14 protein-coding genes are annotated in these 13,604 nt (G+C 33.7%); 3 read left to right on the forward strand and 11 right to left on the reverse strand.

What is annotated here, in order from left to right; genetic code table 11:
- Window positions 1–31: 31 nt before the first annotated feature.
- From CBF31_RS08685 to CBF31_RS08695, 3 genes are all read right to left on the reverse strand, one after another.
- Window positions 32–388, reverse strand: a complete 357-nt coding sequence (locus CBF31_RS08685; protein WP_126832097.1) for an MmcQ/YjbR family DNA-binding protein — start codon at window positions 386–388, stop codon at window positions 32–34.
- A gap of 90 nt (window positions 389–478) precedes the next feature.
- Entirely contained in the window at window positions 479–901 is a 423-nt protein-coding gene (locus tag CBF31_RS08690; protein ID WP_126832099.1) for an N-acetyltransferase, read from the reverse strand.
- A 24-nt stretch (window positions 902–925) separates the two neighbouring features.
- Window positions 926–1,363 carry a MarR family winged helix-turn-helix transcriptional regulator gene (locus CBF31_RS08695; RefSeq protein WP_126832101.1) on the reverse strand — a complete coding sequence of 146 codons (438 nt, stop codon included), beginning with the start codon at window positions 1,361–1,363 and terminating at the stop codon, window positions 926–928.
- Between the two features lie 233 nt (window positions 1,364–1,596).
- On the opposite strand from CBF31_RS08695, the gene CBF31_RS08700 reads away from it, so the two are divergent.
- Window positions 1,597–2,853: a hypothetical protein gene (locus tag CBF31_RS08700; RefSeq protein WP_126832103.1), complete on the forward strand. Its 1,257-nt coding sequence runs from the start codon at window positions 1,597–1,599 to the stop codon at window positions 2,851–2,853.
- Window positions 2,854–2,908: 55 nt separating this feature from the next.
- Here the strand turns inward: CBF31_RS08700 and CBF31_RS08705 are convergent, their stop codons facing one another.
- The 4 genes from CBF31_RS08705 to CBF31_RS08720 form a co-directional block, all read right to left on the reverse strand.
- Window positions 2,909–3,175: a hypothetical protein gene (locus CBF31_RS08705; protein WP_126832105.1), complete on the reverse strand. Its 267-nt coding sequence runs from the start codon at window positions 3,173–3,175 to the stop codon at window positions 2,909–2,911.
- Between the two features lie 59 nt (window positions 3,176–3,234).
- Window positions 3,235–4,707, reverse strand: a complete 1,473-nt coding sequence (locus tag CBF31_RS08710; RefSeq protein ID WP_126832107.1) for a hypothetical protein — start codon at window positions 4,705–4,707, stop codon at window positions 3,235–3,237.
- Between the two features lie 383 nt (window positions 4,708–5,090).
- On the reverse strand, window positions 5,091–6,422 hold the full coding sequence (locus tag CBF31_RS11225) for a YjiH family protein (RefSeq protein ID WP_126832109.1): 1,332 nt from the start codon (window positions 6,420–6,422) through the stop codon (window positions 5,091–5,093).
- An 8-nt stretch (window positions 6,423–6,430) separates the two neighbouring features.
- Entirely contained in the window at window positions 6,431–7,348 is a 918-nt protein-coding gene (locus CBF31_RS08720; protein WP_126832111.1) for a lactate/malate family dehydrogenase, read from the reverse strand.
- Window positions 7,349–7,495: 147 nt separating this feature from the next.
- On the opposite strand from CBF31_RS08720, the gene CBF31_RS08725 reads away from it, so the two are divergent.
- The gene (locus CBF31_RS08725; protein WP_211330835.1) at window positions 7,496–8,236 is read left to right on the forward strand and encodes an IclR family transcriptional regulator; all 741 of its coding nucleotides are present in this window, start codon (window positions 7,496–7,498) and stop codon (window positions 8,234–8,236) included.
- A gap of 42 nt (window positions 8,237–8,278) precedes the next feature.
- Here the strand turns inward: CBF31_RS08725 and CBF31_RS08730 are convergent, their stop codons facing one another.
- Genes CBF31_RS08730 through CBF31_RS08740 form a run of 3 tightly spaced genes read right to left on the reverse strand, consistent with a single transcriptional unit; the run spans window position 8,279 to window position 11,156 of the window.
- On the reverse strand, window positions 8,279–9,559 hold the full coding sequence (locus tag CBF31_RS08730; RefSeq protein ID WP_126832113.1) for a dicarboxylate/amino acid:cation symporter: 1,281 nt from the start codon (window positions 9,557–9,559) through the stop codon (window positions 8,279–8,281).
- 9 nt (window positions 9,560–9,568) lie between these two features.
- Window positions 9,569–10,756 carry a MalY/PatB family protein gene (locus CBF31_RS08735; protein WP_126832115.1) on the reverse strand — a complete coding sequence of 396 codons (1,188 nt, stop codon included), beginning with the start codon at window positions 10,754–10,756 and terminating at the stop codon, window positions 9,569–9,571.
- 1 nt (window position 10,757) lies between these two features.
- On the reverse strand, window positions 10,758–11,156 hold the full coding sequence (locus CBF31_RS08740) for a Rid family detoxifying hydrolase (protein WP_126832117.1): 399 nt from the start codon (window positions 11,154–11,156) through the stop codon (window positions 10,758–10,760).
- 213 nt (window positions 11,157–11,369) lie between these two features.
- Here CBF31_RS08740 and CBF31_RS08745 point away from each other — a divergent pair, with 213 nt between their 5' ends.
- Window positions 11,370–11,861 (forward strand): MarR family winged helix-turn-helix transcriptional regulator, encoded by a 492-nt coding sequence (locus CBF31_RS08745; protein WP_126832119.1) that lies wholly within the window; start codon window positions 11,370–11,372, stop codon window positions 11,859–11,861.
- A gap of 423 nt (window positions 11,862–12,284) precedes the next feature.
- On the opposite strand, the gene CBF31_RS08750 is transcribed toward CBF31_RS08745, so the two are convergent.
- Window positions 12,285–13,508 carry a serine hydrolase domain-containing protein gene (locus CBF31_RS08750; protein ID WP_126832121.1) on the reverse strand — a complete coding sequence of 408 codons (1,224 nt, stop codon included), beginning with the start codon at window positions 13,506–13,508 and terminating at the stop codon, window positions 12,285–12,287.
- Between the last annotated feature and the right edge of the window lie 96 nt (window positions 13,509–13,604).

Here is a 13,604-nt window from a genome sequence, read left to right on the forward strand (position 1 = left end):
AAAGGAATTTAATACACTCCGTTTTTTTATGTTAAGATTCGTTAATTAGTTCTTTATTTTTTTGGGAAAGATTAGCATAAACGAGTGTATAAGAGTTTAGGATCATCTTTTCAATTTGCTCAGGGGACAATTGATCAGTTGGAAGAGCAATGGAGTTCCAGTGTACTTTGTTTGAATAATAACCGGGTGTCACATCACTGTACATGTCACGGAGAGTGATATTTTCTTCTGGATCGCCCTTTAATGTAAGGGATTCGGGTTTCAGCATACCAAATGATTTTCCTAAGAGAGAAAAATAGTAGCAGCCCCAGCTTTCTCGGTAGTAGATATCGGAACCGTTTAAAGTCTTTGCATAATTAATAAAGCGATTGAGTTGAGTGTCTGTCATGATGCTAGCCCTCCTTATAGGACAGTTAAGATTATGGTTAATTCAGTATAGCAAATCTGTTACAAAGGGGCTAATTTATAAGCTTGTTGGTTACTTCTCCCACGTCATCATATATTCTTTTTCATCATTCACTTTATCTAAGTCTTCTTTTTTAATAGCGAAACCTTCGCGTTTATAGAACTTAATAGCACGCTCATTTTTTTGATACACGCCTAAGGTTAAGTCAGGTTTTAGGTCTTTGATATAGTCTAATAGGGCTTTGCCTATTCCACTAGAACGATGCTGAGGGGATACGAATATCCCGGCGATGTAAGTCCCGTCTAATCCGACAAAACCAGCGACAGTGGTGTCTTTTTCGTAGACATAAACTTCAGCTTGAGCTAAGGCGTTCTTCACCTCATCTTTGTTGTCTATCCAATAGCTCGGCGTAATAAAATCATGAGCCTCTAGGTTGGCTTCTAGCCATATTTCAACCACGGATTGTAAATCATCTGGTGTCATTTTTCTAATCATGTTTTAGTTCTCCATTCTGTTTAGTTATAGCATCTTTTCATTTAAGTGACGGCAAAATAAGGCCATCCCTTTTAGCATAGTGTTGCGTTCTTCTTCTGTTAAGCTTTCCATCGCTGAGAGTTCTGCTTCTCTTACTTTGGGTAGTGCCTCTTGGACAAGCTCCTGTCCTTTATTCGTAAAGATAATCGTTTTTGATCGTCTATTAGTTGGATTAACAATAAGGTCAATCAACTCTTCCTTATATAAAGTCGTAATGATAGAGTTAACGGTTTGTTTCGGTAAAAAGGTCAGGTCGCAAATTTTCTTCTGAGTACAGTCTTCTACCTCATTGATTAGATTAATAATCTGCATAGTAGTGTATGAGAAATTATATTTTTTAGCGTATGCTTCATAGGTGCGGTTCATTTCTTGTAAGTAACTCGAAAATTCAGTGATGTTCTGTCGGATAGTCTTGTTGGGCATATAAAAGTCTCCTTTGTTGACGGTCTGTATATAGGACTATTTTAGCAAGGAAGTTGATAGGTGTCAATCTGAAGAAGTAGTAGTTGATAGAAAAATCAAGGCTATGAAGAGTAGGCAGTTGAATTTTATTCTGAATAAAGGGTATATTAGGGAGAGTAGGTTCGTAGTATGAAAATGACAACTGTCATATATTGAAGATATATAGACAGGTCGTGTTAACAGAGGAGAGAGTTATGGCAATTATTACAATAAATTTAGAACGCTACTTATCTGAAAGAGAGCTAGCGATTAATTATCTGAGGTATGATTATGCGAAGCAAGAGCCTTTAATTCCTGGTGGAAAAGTGACGATGCTTTCATCGAATGACGGGCTATATTTTCCGGCACCTGGTCGGTTTGATTTTTATAATCAAGAAGGTGAACTGTATGTAATAGACAAACCTATTGAAGAGTTTGAGAAACTATTACCAGCGTTATTAAAAAAATTACCAACGCCCTTGACGTTTGAAGTGGAAGATTTAGAGGGGATTATCACCTTAGTTCAGGCTGCACAGACAGAGGGATTCATTATAAATGGTTATCACCAAAAATTGGTGGATACATGGGATATTATTGATCCACTTTCTTTAATTCAATACACAACCCACATGATAAAAAAGGGTGAACAATTTGACCCAATGAGTTATTTTACAGCAAGTCAAGAGGATGACAGAATGACGTTGGTTGATAGCGTTGGGACTCAGATTTTGCGTGAGTCTGATGAAAAGAAAGCACGATTTGTGCTAGAAAATTACTATTTTGAAGTGTTAGATAAAAGCGGTGTGTGTGCGCTTAATCAAATTCCGTTAGAAGATTTAGCTGGAGTTTTGTATAGTTTGTTAAATGGTATGACTGTTTCAGAAGTAAAAGACATGTTCCTTAATCCGTATAATATGACACGAAATCAAGTGGAAGAATGCGTGTTGGTATATGACCGTTATATGATGTCTGAAAAAAGAAAGATTGAATCGGTCGCAGATTTTATAGCTCTAGATAGTTTGCCTTTAGATACAGAATTTCAGGGTTATTACGGTGAGTATAGCTACTGGTTAGAAGAAGAGTGTATTAGAATCAGTCGATCATTCGGCGTAATGGACTTACCAGAAGTCTTCGACGTATTGAATATGGAAAATCGTAAGGTAGAAGTCAGTCATGGAGCAAGTAAAGTATCAGACAAACTTTTATCAGATGCTGTTGAGTCAGATATTCTCATACTTAGAGATGACCGTATTCAAACAAGAGTATGTGATACTTCTGAATTAGAATATCAAGATGGAAAGATTGTTAATTTTATTTATGAAGAACGGAAAGATAAGGTGAGTCTATCAACATTTCACGAAACGCTCTTTACAGGGATTAATCAAGAAACGCAAGTAGAATTATTTAAAGAATTGACCTTTAGCCAAACTGTAGCGCGTTTGCAAATGCTATGGAAAGCAAATGGTAAGTAAAAAGCATATCTTTACTGGTTAACCAGTAGAGATATGCTTTTTTTGATGCGATAGATTAACTTTCGCTGATCGTTTTATACACTTTAAGTCCAGATTTAATTCCTATAGTCATTCCAATAATAGAAATAATCGCCATTGGGATATTAGAGATGAGAGAGCGTTTGACCCCATCAGCTGACATATAAGCATCATGTGACGTTTCTGGAATAATAAGATACGAAATGCTATCAAAAATACTTGATAAATTAAAGAGTAGAACAATGGTGAAGATTAAGGCTAACACTAACCAAAAAATAACAATAAAATTTGTCTTTTTCATCATAGGACACCACCCTTTCTTTATATTTTTATTATACCATGACAAGTATTTAAATAGATAATTTAGTCAACTAAGCCAAATTCACTCTGCTTTTCATTATACTTAGCTGTAATAAAATTAAGTAATAAATTGATTGAATCTTTTGATTCAGCATCAACTAGTAAAAAGAAAGACGTATTAGGTTTTTTTTGGATGAGGTAGTCGCAAACAAACAAGTCAGCCTCATCGGGATTATTAGTGATCTGTACACTATCAGTTGAAAACAAACGAGAAATTCGTTTAATAATGTACTGTCTACGTGAAGGTTGATAATTGATATTAATAAATAATTTAAGCGCCTCACTTTTAAGTGGCAAACTATTCTTGATATCATTTGCAATACCATATTTATCTGTCAGTAACATGTCTCGTGTTAGAGGCATAAGTTGATTATCTTCTATTAAATCTTCTATTAAATGATCGACATCATTAGTAGGAGGTAAAATTGTTTGTTTGATAAAGTCTGGTGTGAAATCAAGTGATTTTTCAAGGTTACATTGGAAAATATGGAAATTAATTATTTTTAATGTAATCAAATAAATAACATCTAATTTAAATTTAGAAAATGAACGGCCTGAAGAATCAAGTCTCTCACAAGTTTTTTCAGAGATATAGATAATATCATTTAATACGGGATTGGTTGGATCCGCTTGCTGATTTTCTAAGAGTGCTAAACTGATCAACGCACGGTGTTCATCTGTATCTACCTGGTTAGATGACACTCGTGTTAGAAGGTTAATCGCTAGGTTCACTTGTTCAGAGGAAAACTCCTCTAGTTTATTATGATTAACATCATTAATTTGTATAAATAAATTTAATAGTTGAATAAGATGTGGGTCCGTTAGATAGTCTTCGTTCGAATTATTATGAATCAATAGACACTTAGCTAAAACAGTTGATTTATTTTGTTCAAATTTAGTTAAAAAGAAATTAAAAGGAACATCTAGTTCAGCATCAACGTCTGAAGAAGATTGAAAGAGCAAGAGAAAACGCTGGATGACGTAATCGACATACAGTTTATTTAATAAAGGACCAGTGTAAAATAATTTTCCTTTTCGCGTGATTAATTTAACAGATGTAGGAGCTAAAAAGGTATTAATATTGGCCATTATTTTGGACAAATAACTCTGAGAAATATGAGCTTTTTCACTAACGAGTTGTTTATCTAAGATAGTATCATAAGACATAAGGTTGAAAATGGTATAAAAGGGTGATTTTTGGACATAATCTTTAGTGACATCAAACAATAAATTATTGTAGATATCTTCTTGTTTTCCTTCAAGAATAATCCTATTACTTATGGAGCGTATTTTTATATTAGGATGCCCTAAGCGGTTGAAACTATCGTTCAATTGTTTTAGATTATGTTGAATCGTACTTTTTTCGTTTAGGATATGTGTGGTAACAAACTCCAATGACGTATCTAAGTTATATATAGCTGAACCTAAAATGTCTAAGTTTTCAATTTCGTTCTTTTTAAAAAATAAATGTAGCATGGCGCCCTCCTTAAAAATTTAATGTCATAAATAACTATATAACTAAATAATAAATAACGAAAGTAAAATAAGTGGTTTAAAATATCTTGTTTTGTATTATTTTATCTAAAATGTATTATATATTCTAGTTTTGTTGAAATAATTATTGTTTTTATAATTTTTCATATTTTTGTCGTTTTAAATACAGTGAGTAAAGGATTACACTGTAGATGTGCAGTTTTATTTTATTCAAAATGTGACGATGCTCGACGGACTTAATAAAACGATTTGGTTTAAAGGAGACCGGATAGACGATTGGAATATTTCTAGTACTAAATATATTGATTAAAAATGAATAGAAATAAAAAAAGGTTCCGCTCTAAAAAAGAGTGGAACCTTTTTTATTAATACAAAATTTTAACAAAGATAATAACGAATGGTAAGGCAATCAAGGTACGTTCAATGAAAATAATAATAACATCAGAGAATTTTTTAACTACGTTACATGATGTTAGTAAGGTTGCAATTTCTGACATGAAAATAAGTTGTAAGATACTCATCATTGCAACAATTGTTTTGCTTTCGATAGATATAATATCTTTACCTAAAATAACAGGTAAGTAGTTATCAGCAAATCCTGACATAATGGCACTAGCCGTTAGATGGGCATCTTCGACATTAGCTAAATTAAGAATAGCTTCCACTGGTAATGAAATCCAGCCTAATACTGGCGTATATAATGAAATAGCTAGAGCTGCTGTTCCCCAAAAAATAATGATAGGTGTTAACCAAAAGACGTAGAATAACATGTTATCAATTTTTGAGGTAAAGTTTTTTAACGTTAAGGTATTCGCTCTATCACTAGCACTTGAGACAGCTGTTTTGAAACGTCCTTCTTTACGCTCAGTAACACTTTCTTTTTTTGAACTGCCATCAACGTAAACATCTGGATAATTTTTAATTGGTGGAATACGGACACCGATGAATCCAAGAATAACACCTATTAACGTTATACCTAGAAAGATAGCGCCGAATGAATCCATGACACCTAGTACAGAACAAACCAATACAACCCAACCGATACTTGATGTTGAAAATTGACTTCCGATAATAGCTGCTTCTTTTATTGTGAAGTAGCCTTTTTCAAAAAGCTCTTGTGTCCCAATAATCGCAGCATTACCGGGTCCAACCCAGGCACTGATGATATTAACTGCACAGATTTCTGAGACCTTGAAGATAGGTTTGACAACAAAACCGATTAATGAACCAATAAATTCCATAGCACCAAATTCTAAGATGAATGTTTGGAAAAGTAACATAACAGGAACTAGGACTCCTAATTGTGTGGCCAAATCTAACATAGCACCACCAGTATCTGGCGAAATTAGAAATTCTGGTCCAATTTTGAAGTAGCAGGCTAGTGTAATAGCAGCTCCGAATAGTCGATTAATGGTATAGAAACGTGTAGTTGAGAATAATTTTTTTGCTAAACGATTCTCTGAGATAAGACTATTAGGATTTAATTGGTCGAAAAGAGCAAGTAATGCACTAGCAACAACTGCTAAAACTAATAATAATTGTAGTGGGCCGTGGAAAGCATTAATGAATAATTTTAAGTAATAGAAAAGAACGGTATCCACGCCATTTGAGAATTTGAAGGGAATCAAAACTAAGAAGATTCCCAAGAAAGTCCCTACTAAGAATTTAATAAAGCCAAGTGTTTTATTTTTTGTCATGATGACACCTACAATTCTATTTGACTAGCAACGGTTTTAATGTTGGCATAAGAGTCGTCAAATTTTGTTTGTTCGTTTGCTGTGCAGCTTAGTTTAACTTGTCTAGCAACACCAGTACGATTAATTACAGCAGGATAGCTGATATATGTTTCTTCAGTGAAGGGTTGTGAAACGGGTAAAATCGTATTTTCATTACGAGCAATCGCTTGAACCACACGTTCAATTGCAAGAGCTACGCAGTAACAGTTAGGTCCTTTCATTTCCCATACATCAAAGGCTGTATCTTTTACTTCTTGGGCTAGGGCAGTTTTATAATCGTCTGCTAGAGTAATACCGTTTTGTTTAACGTACTCGTCAAATGGAATACCCTTAATTGTCGTTTGACTCCAAGCGACAACTTGTGAATCACCATGTTCTCCAATAACTAAACCATTAACATCAGTTTGGGCAATTTCCAGATCTCTACCTAATAAGTAGTTTAGACGAGCTGAATCTAGAGTTGTACCTAGTCCAATAACACGAGTAGGGTCCCAACCTGAGATTTGTTGAGCAAAGTAAGTTAAAATATCAACCGGATTGCTGACCATTAAAATTAAGCCATTTGGACTATTTTCAGTAATTTGTGGAATGATAGATTTTAGAATGTTAGCATTTTTTTGAAGTGGAACTAGACGAGACTCACCAATAACTTCGGGTACCCCAACTGTGATAATAATAATATCTGACTCTTTTGTTAAGTCATAACCACCTGCATTTATTTTAACAGGATGAGACAATGACAGTCCGTGAAGAATATCAAGGGCGACCCCTTGTGCTCTACGTTCATCTAAATCAATTATAGTGATTTCGTTTACATAATCAACTTTAGCTAATGAGAAGGCTGTTGTTGCTCCTACTTGTCCTGCACCAATAATACTTATTTTCATAATCTCTCTCTCCTTTTATCTTAATGTGGAACATGTTCCGATTTGAATATTACACTATATTTTTATAAATGGCAACACTTTGTGCATAAATTAACAATAGGAGGTATGATACAATATAAAAAAAGGATGAACAAAAAGGAGTATATTATGACAAAAAGTCCTGTTATTAAAAATATTACAGATGCATTTGAAATATTAGATTTATTGAATAAACACCAAGAAATGGGTATTACAGAAATTACTGAGAAGACTGGTTTATCTAAAACTACCGTTTTTAGATTAATCAAATCGTTAGAAACAGTGCATGCTATTAAACAAAAAGCTGACCAAAAATATATTTTGGATTATCAAATTGCCAAGTATGCTCAAAATGCTGGGAAAAGTGATCAACTATCCAATTTAGCAGAACCTTTCATGAAAAAGATCAGAGAGCAAACGGGTGAGAGTGTGAATTTGGGAGTTGAGTATGAAGATGAAGTTTTGATTATTAATACCATTGAGGGAGAGTTTTATCAACTGCAGACCACTTTACTGCCAGTCAGTCCATTATATTGTTCAGGTATGGGGAAACTATTTCTTAGTGAGTGGTCAGATGAAGATTTGGAAGAGTATTTTAAAACAGTTAAAGCGCGTACGGTTAATACCTTAACGGATGTGACCAAATTTAAACGGGAACAACAACAAATTAAACAAGAAAAAATCGCTGTGGATAACGAAGAATATGAATACGGTTTATCATGTTATGCCGTACCTATCTATAATCAAAATCAAAAATTAATCTGTTCTCTGAGTGTATCTGGTCCAAGTAGCCGTTTGAAGAACAAAGGAATTGATAAATTAATTGCGGTGTTGAAAGAACAAGCAGAATTCTTTCAGCAAGTTATATAAAAAAAAGTGATAACCATCGTAGTGGGTTATCACTTTTTTTATTTATCTAACTAACTCAACTGTATCATTAGTAGTCAACGATTCATCCGTTGACTCTATTTTTTTAGCTTCTTGTGATTTTTTTAGCCAATCTTTCCCTTCAACGATACGATTAATTATCATACCCACACCGATATCTCCTGTACAGTTAATAGCTGTAGCTGGTGCATCTGTAATAGTCCCAATTAAAACCATCAGTGGTATCGAAACTTCTGGGAAACCGAAAGCTGAGATAATAAAGATTTCACCAGTATAACCACCAGCAGGGATTGCTCCCATAACACATGAAGCTAGGACAGAGATTGTGATTGCTGTTAAGAAGTTTTTAGGTTCTAGCAAATTGACACCGAAAACATTAGCCATAAAGACAATTTTTAGAATTTGAATAAGAACAGCACCATCTTTATGTAAGTTAGCTCCCATAGGAATGACTAAATTGTTTACTTCATCGGAAATTCCAATTTCTTTACCTGCAATTAAATTAGACGGAATAGTAGCAGCACTTGAACAAGTTCCTAATGATGTTAAAGTAGGAGGAAGTGCATTTTTCCAAAATAGTCGCACACCTTCTTTACCCGCACCGATGAAGGCGAAGAGTGTATTTGAAACGAAATAGTAAACCAACGCTGCTACAATAAAGATAATAATAGTTCGTGAAAGTGGACCAGCGATTTGTCCTCCTTGTTCACCGATTAAGGCAGCGAAGAATGCACCTAAACCTATGGGGGCTAAGTACATAACATAGCCTACAATTTTGATAATAACATGTGACAGTGAATCAAAGAAATCGATAACGGGACGTGCTTTTTCTCCTAATGAAGAAGTTGCAATTCCGAAAATGATGGTAAAGACAATTAAAGCCATTAAGTTTTCACGACTCCATAATAAGTTAAAGTCACTTACAGTCATCATTCCTAAGAAGTCAGTGTTCGCCTTACCACTATCTATAGTTTCAGTCATTTTAATAGCAGCGCCTTGTGAAGGATCAAAGATTAGGCAAACGACTAACATATAAAGGGCAGCGATAATCCCTGTCGCGATGAATAAAAATAACATGGTTCCTAGAATTTTTCCCAATTTTTTAGTACTCTGCATATTTGCAATGGCAGAGACAAGAGAGGTGAAAATCATAGGGACAATACAACAGTATAAGAGGTTTAAAAATAAGTTGGCAATTGGAGTAAACATGACAGCTTTTGGTCCCATGAAGGCTCCGATAATTGAGCCAACAATCATACCTCCAATTAAAATAAAGGATGATTTGTAATTTTTTATGATTTGCATAAGTCTCACCTAATCTAATTTATTTAGTTCAGAAATAATATTATCAATACCAGCTTTTACAAATTTAGGGTCAGTTGCCATGTTTAAACGAACGAATCCTTGGCACTTATCGCTAAACCATTCACCAAAGTCGATAGCTAGACGGCATTTATCTTGAATAAATTCTTTTGTATCTTCTGGTGCAACATAGGCAGTTAAGTCAATCCATGACAGGTAAGTTCCTTCAAGTTCAGTTACAACAGCTTTAGGGGCATGTTCTTTTAATTGACTGCTGACATAATTAAAATTATGTTCAATCACTTCTAATAGAGCATCGAGCCACTCTTCACCGTGTGTATAGGCAGCTTCACAAGCAATTTGGCCCATAATACTTGTTTCAGTTTGGTTGATCTTACTACTTTCACGATCGAAAATCTCACGAAGTTCAGGGTTAGGAATAATTAAATGAGAGTTTAGTAGACATGCTAAGTTAAAACTTTTTGACGGAGCCGTACAAACAATCATGTTATCACGATATTTTCCATCGGCAACCATTAAACTAGATGTGAATTTACGTCCACCAAGAATAATATCTTGATGAATTTCATCTGAGATAACAAGTACATTATGTTGATGACAAATTTCTAGAACTTGTACTAATTCATCCTCTGACCAGACACGACCTGCCGGGTTGTGAGGGGAACATAGTATAAACATTTTAACGTCTTCTTCGATAATTTTCTTTTCAAAATCTGGAATATCCATTGTATAGTGACCATCTGTATTAATTAGTTCAGAACGAATTAAACGACGGTTGTTATCTTTAACTGCATTATGGAAAGGGTAATAGACAGGCGATTGAATCATAACAGCATCATTTTCTTCAGTGAAAATATTTACAAACCAATACAAGGCTGTAACGATCCCTGTAGAGAAGCGAACCCAATCTTTTTCAATTTCGATACCATGACGTTTACGTTGCCAATTAATAAAAGCATTATAGTATGAGTCCGGGGTATATGAATAACCGAAAACACCGTGGTTAACACGTTCGATTAGTGCTTCTTGTACAGCTTCGGGCACTTTGAATTCCATATCAGCAACCCACATAGCGATTAAATCAGGGTCACCAAAACGAACATCTAAAGCATCCCATTTTAAAGAACTTGTATTTTTACGGTCTACAGCATATTTTTCTACGAATTGTGTCATTTCCATTTTAATTTTCCTCACTTTCAATTTTAGCAATAACTTCAATTTCAACCAAAGCGTTCATTGGCAAAGCAGCGACTTGAAATGCAGTTCGTGCGGGATAGTTGCCTTCGGTAAAAAAGTTAGAATAAGCATCGTTCATCCCTTTAAAATCAGACATATCACTTAAATAAACCGTTGTTTTTAGGATGCTGTCTAACGAACTTTGATTGTCTTCTAAAATCACTTGGACATTTTTTAAACTTTGAGTTGTTTGTTCTTCGATAGTACTACCTTGGAGACTACCGGTTTCAACATTTAAAGGTAACTGCCCAGATGTAATGATAAGTCCCTCACTCAAAGAGGCTTGTGAATAGCATCCGATTGCAGCGGGTGCTTTTTTACTCATGATACGTTTAACTGACATACGATACACTCCTAATTAATTTTTGATAGTTTAGCGCCTTAACTATATGCCCATATATTATTCTTGAAAGCGCTTTTTGTCAATGCTTTTTTCATAAATAGTTTAGAGGCTTAACAAATAAGGCGGATTAAAAAGATGTTGAAATTGCTTAATAGCGCAAGTTGTGACATAATTGTTATAGCGAAAATAATTAAGGAGTTAATATAAAGTATCATGACAAATAATCCTAATATCGAGTCGATTGACACACAGTTTAGAGATTTAAACAATCGACATAATAATATTTACCAATTTGTAATGTTGTATTATAACTATATAATTTCAAAACACGACTATGGAACAGGTGATTTAGTTTCTATGATAGAAGCTCATACGATAACGTATATTGAAGAAAATCCTGGGACAACGGTTAGTGAGTTGGCGGTGTATTGGAAAAAAACCAAAGGGGCAATTTCACAAACGGTTACTAAATTAGTTGAAAAAGGGTTTGTAAAAAAAGAGCAATCTCCAGATAGTGCAAAAACTTATTTGTTATATGTGACTGAAGAGGGATTTAAGTTGAGTAAGGCTCATAAAATGTATGACATTATTGATATAGCCAAGACTCTTGATCAATTATTAGAAACCTGCTCAGTTGATGAAATTGAATCATTTTTTAAAGTAATCAAGGAGTACAGAATATTGATAGAAAATGATTTTAAATAAGTAAAAAACTCTGACAACAGTCAGAGTTTCAGATTAAAGACAAACATATCGTTCTTTTGAATGATGTGTTTATTTTTTTATGTTTTTTTCATAGTTAGGGAAGTGAAAGTACGCCTAAATTCATATGTATTTTTCGTTTATTATCATGCTAGTATATCGTAAGCCATGACATTCTTTTGCTATTCTAAATAATCGCTCACTTGTTTGCTTTCGAATCTTATGAAGCTGTTTCATTTCCAATGAGTGTCGAAATTGAACAAATCTTAGGATTACTTTTATATTCTTTACCCCATTCTCTATTAGTGGTCGAATAGTTTATATTTTTTAAGTTAGGGTAAATAAATTGGTCAAAATAATCATAGTAGACGTGCTCACTTTTCAATATTTATTATCTATTCTGCCGATAACAATAGTCAACGTTTTTTATTTGTTCGCTGTTATTTTATTGAATAGTCCTTGAATTATTTTTTGTGTGGGGTGGGTTTTATTATAAGAATTACTTAAAAATATAATACCATTTTCGCCATCTGACGTGAAATAAGCAGAGGATTCATAGCCTCTAAGGATGCCGTGAGAATAAAAATAACCATCATTATGGTATACACCACTTGCATAAGTATAAAAGTATTTTTGGGGTTGATTGGTCCATAATGTTTTTAGATTGTTTTTTCTAAGAAGGTCCCCATTTATTAATTTTTTAAAATAAGTAAGCAAATCTAATGTTGAAGTATACATATTTCCGGTCCCGATTTCGGCAGTATAATATTGTTTTAGAATAGGGCTTACTTTTTTATAAGGCGAGTGGGATGTACCATAGTATGCTGTCGTTTTGTTAGGTAAGGTGTTAAAGGTTGTGTAGAAACCTGTTTGTTTTAAATTTAAAGGTTGTAAAATGGCTTCTTTAATAAAATCTTCGTAAGATTTATAAGTTAATTTGCTTATGATTCCTGCAAGTAAATTATAGTTAACAGCAGAATAATGCCATTTTAAAGAAGGCTCTTGATATCGAATATGGTTTATTATTTCAGCTAAAGCATCTTCTTCATTGAGTGCTTTTTTTGGATAAGAGTCTACTACTAACCCACTAGTCATATCTAAAAGTTGTCTGATTGTAATCGTATCACTATTAGGGATATCAGGGTAGAAGGTAGATAAAGGAGTCGAAAGAGAGAGTTTATCATTTTCGACTAATAACATAATGGCAGTAGCAGTAAATGTTTTTTGGATAGAAGCCATCATAAATTCAGAATCACCCGTGTTTTGTTTTTTCAGTTCCTTATTAGAGTAGTTGAGACCTTCGTTTAAAAAAAGATGATTATTTTTAATGGCGAGGATAGTTCCGCTAGTATTCGCATGAGTTAATGTGTCTATAATTTCTTTTTTTAAATCAGGATAATCAGCTGTTAAAGAGTTTTCAATTTGGGCGTTAGCGTCGTTAGCGTCAGGAGATGATGTCGTTTGCTTTAATTGATTGTTTTCAGTCTTTAGAGATTCAATATCATGATGTAATTGAGAGAGTTTTATATCAAAACGATTTTGTTGCTTCTCTAAAAGTAGTTTACCTACTAAAAATATAACTAACATAAATAAAAGAAAAATAACACTTAGTTTCCTTTTTGAAAAAAGTATAGTATTTCGTTGTTTCATAAGCTCACCTTTCAAAATGACTTTTTTATAGTTATATCATAAAAAAATGAGTAAAATGAGTTGTTTTTTCTTATTTTTTATTTAATTTTAGTCAGT

This window comes from Vagococcus fessus, from assembly GCF_003987565.1.
GTDB classification, from domain to species: Bacteria; Bacillota; Bacilli; order Lactobacillales; family Vagococcaceae; genus Vagococcus_D; species Vagococcus_D fessus.

Coding starts and splice junctions, on each gene's coding strand:
- CBF31_RS08685 (WP_126832097.1), bottom strand. CDS start 388: ATGACAGACACTCAACTCAATCGCTTTATTAATTATGCAAAGACTTTA.
- CBF31_RS08690 (WP_126832099.1), bottom strand. CDS start 901: ATGATTAGAAAAATGACACCAGATGATTTACAATCCGTGGTTGAAATA.
- CBF31_RS08695 (WP_126832101.1), bottom strand. CDS start 1,363: ATGCCCAACAAGACTATCCGACAGAACATCACTGAATTTTCGAGTTAC.
- CBF31_RS08700 (WP_126832103.1), top strand. CDS start 1,597: ATGGCAATTATTACAATAAATTTAGAACGCTACTTATCTGAAAGAGAG.
- CBF31_RS08705 (WP_126832105.1), bottom strand. CDS start 3,175: ATGATGAAAAAGACAAATTTTATTGTTATTTTTTGGTTAGTGTTAGCC.
- CBF31_RS08710 (WP_126832107.1), bottom strand. CDS start 4,707: ATGCTACATTTATTTTTTAAAAAGAACGAAATTGAAAACTTAGACATT.
- CBF31_RS11225 (WP_126832109.1), bottom strand. CDS start 6,422: ATGACAAAAAATAAAACACTTGGCTTTATTAAATTCTTAGTAGGGACT.
- CBF31_RS08720 (WP_126832111.1), bottom strand. CDS start 7,348: ATGAAAATAAGTATTATTGGTGCAGGACAAGTAGGAGCAACAACAGCC.
- CBF31_RS08725 (WP_211330835.1), top strand. CDS start 7,496: ATGACAAAAAGTCCTGTTATTAAAAATATTACAGATGCATTTGAAATA.
- CBF31_RS08730 (WP_126832113.1), bottom strand. CDS start 9,559: ATGCAAATCATAAAAAATTACAAATCATCCTTTATTTTAATTGGAGGT.
- CBF31_RS08735 (WP_126832115.1), bottom strand. CDS start 10,756: ATGGAAATGACACAATTCGTAGAAAAATATGCTGTAGACCGTAAAAAT.
- CBF31_RS08740 (WP_126832117.1), bottom strand. CDS start 11,156: ATGTCAGTTAAACGTATCATGAGTAAAAAAGCACCCGCTGCAATCGGA.
- CBF31_RS08745 (WP_126832119.1), top strand. CDS start 11,370: ATGACAAATAATCCTAATATCGAGTCGATTGACACACAGTTTAGAGAT.
- CBF31_RS08750 (WP_126832121.1), bottom strand. CDS start 13,508: ATGAAACAACGAAATACTATACTTTTTTCAAAAAGGAAACTAAGTGTT.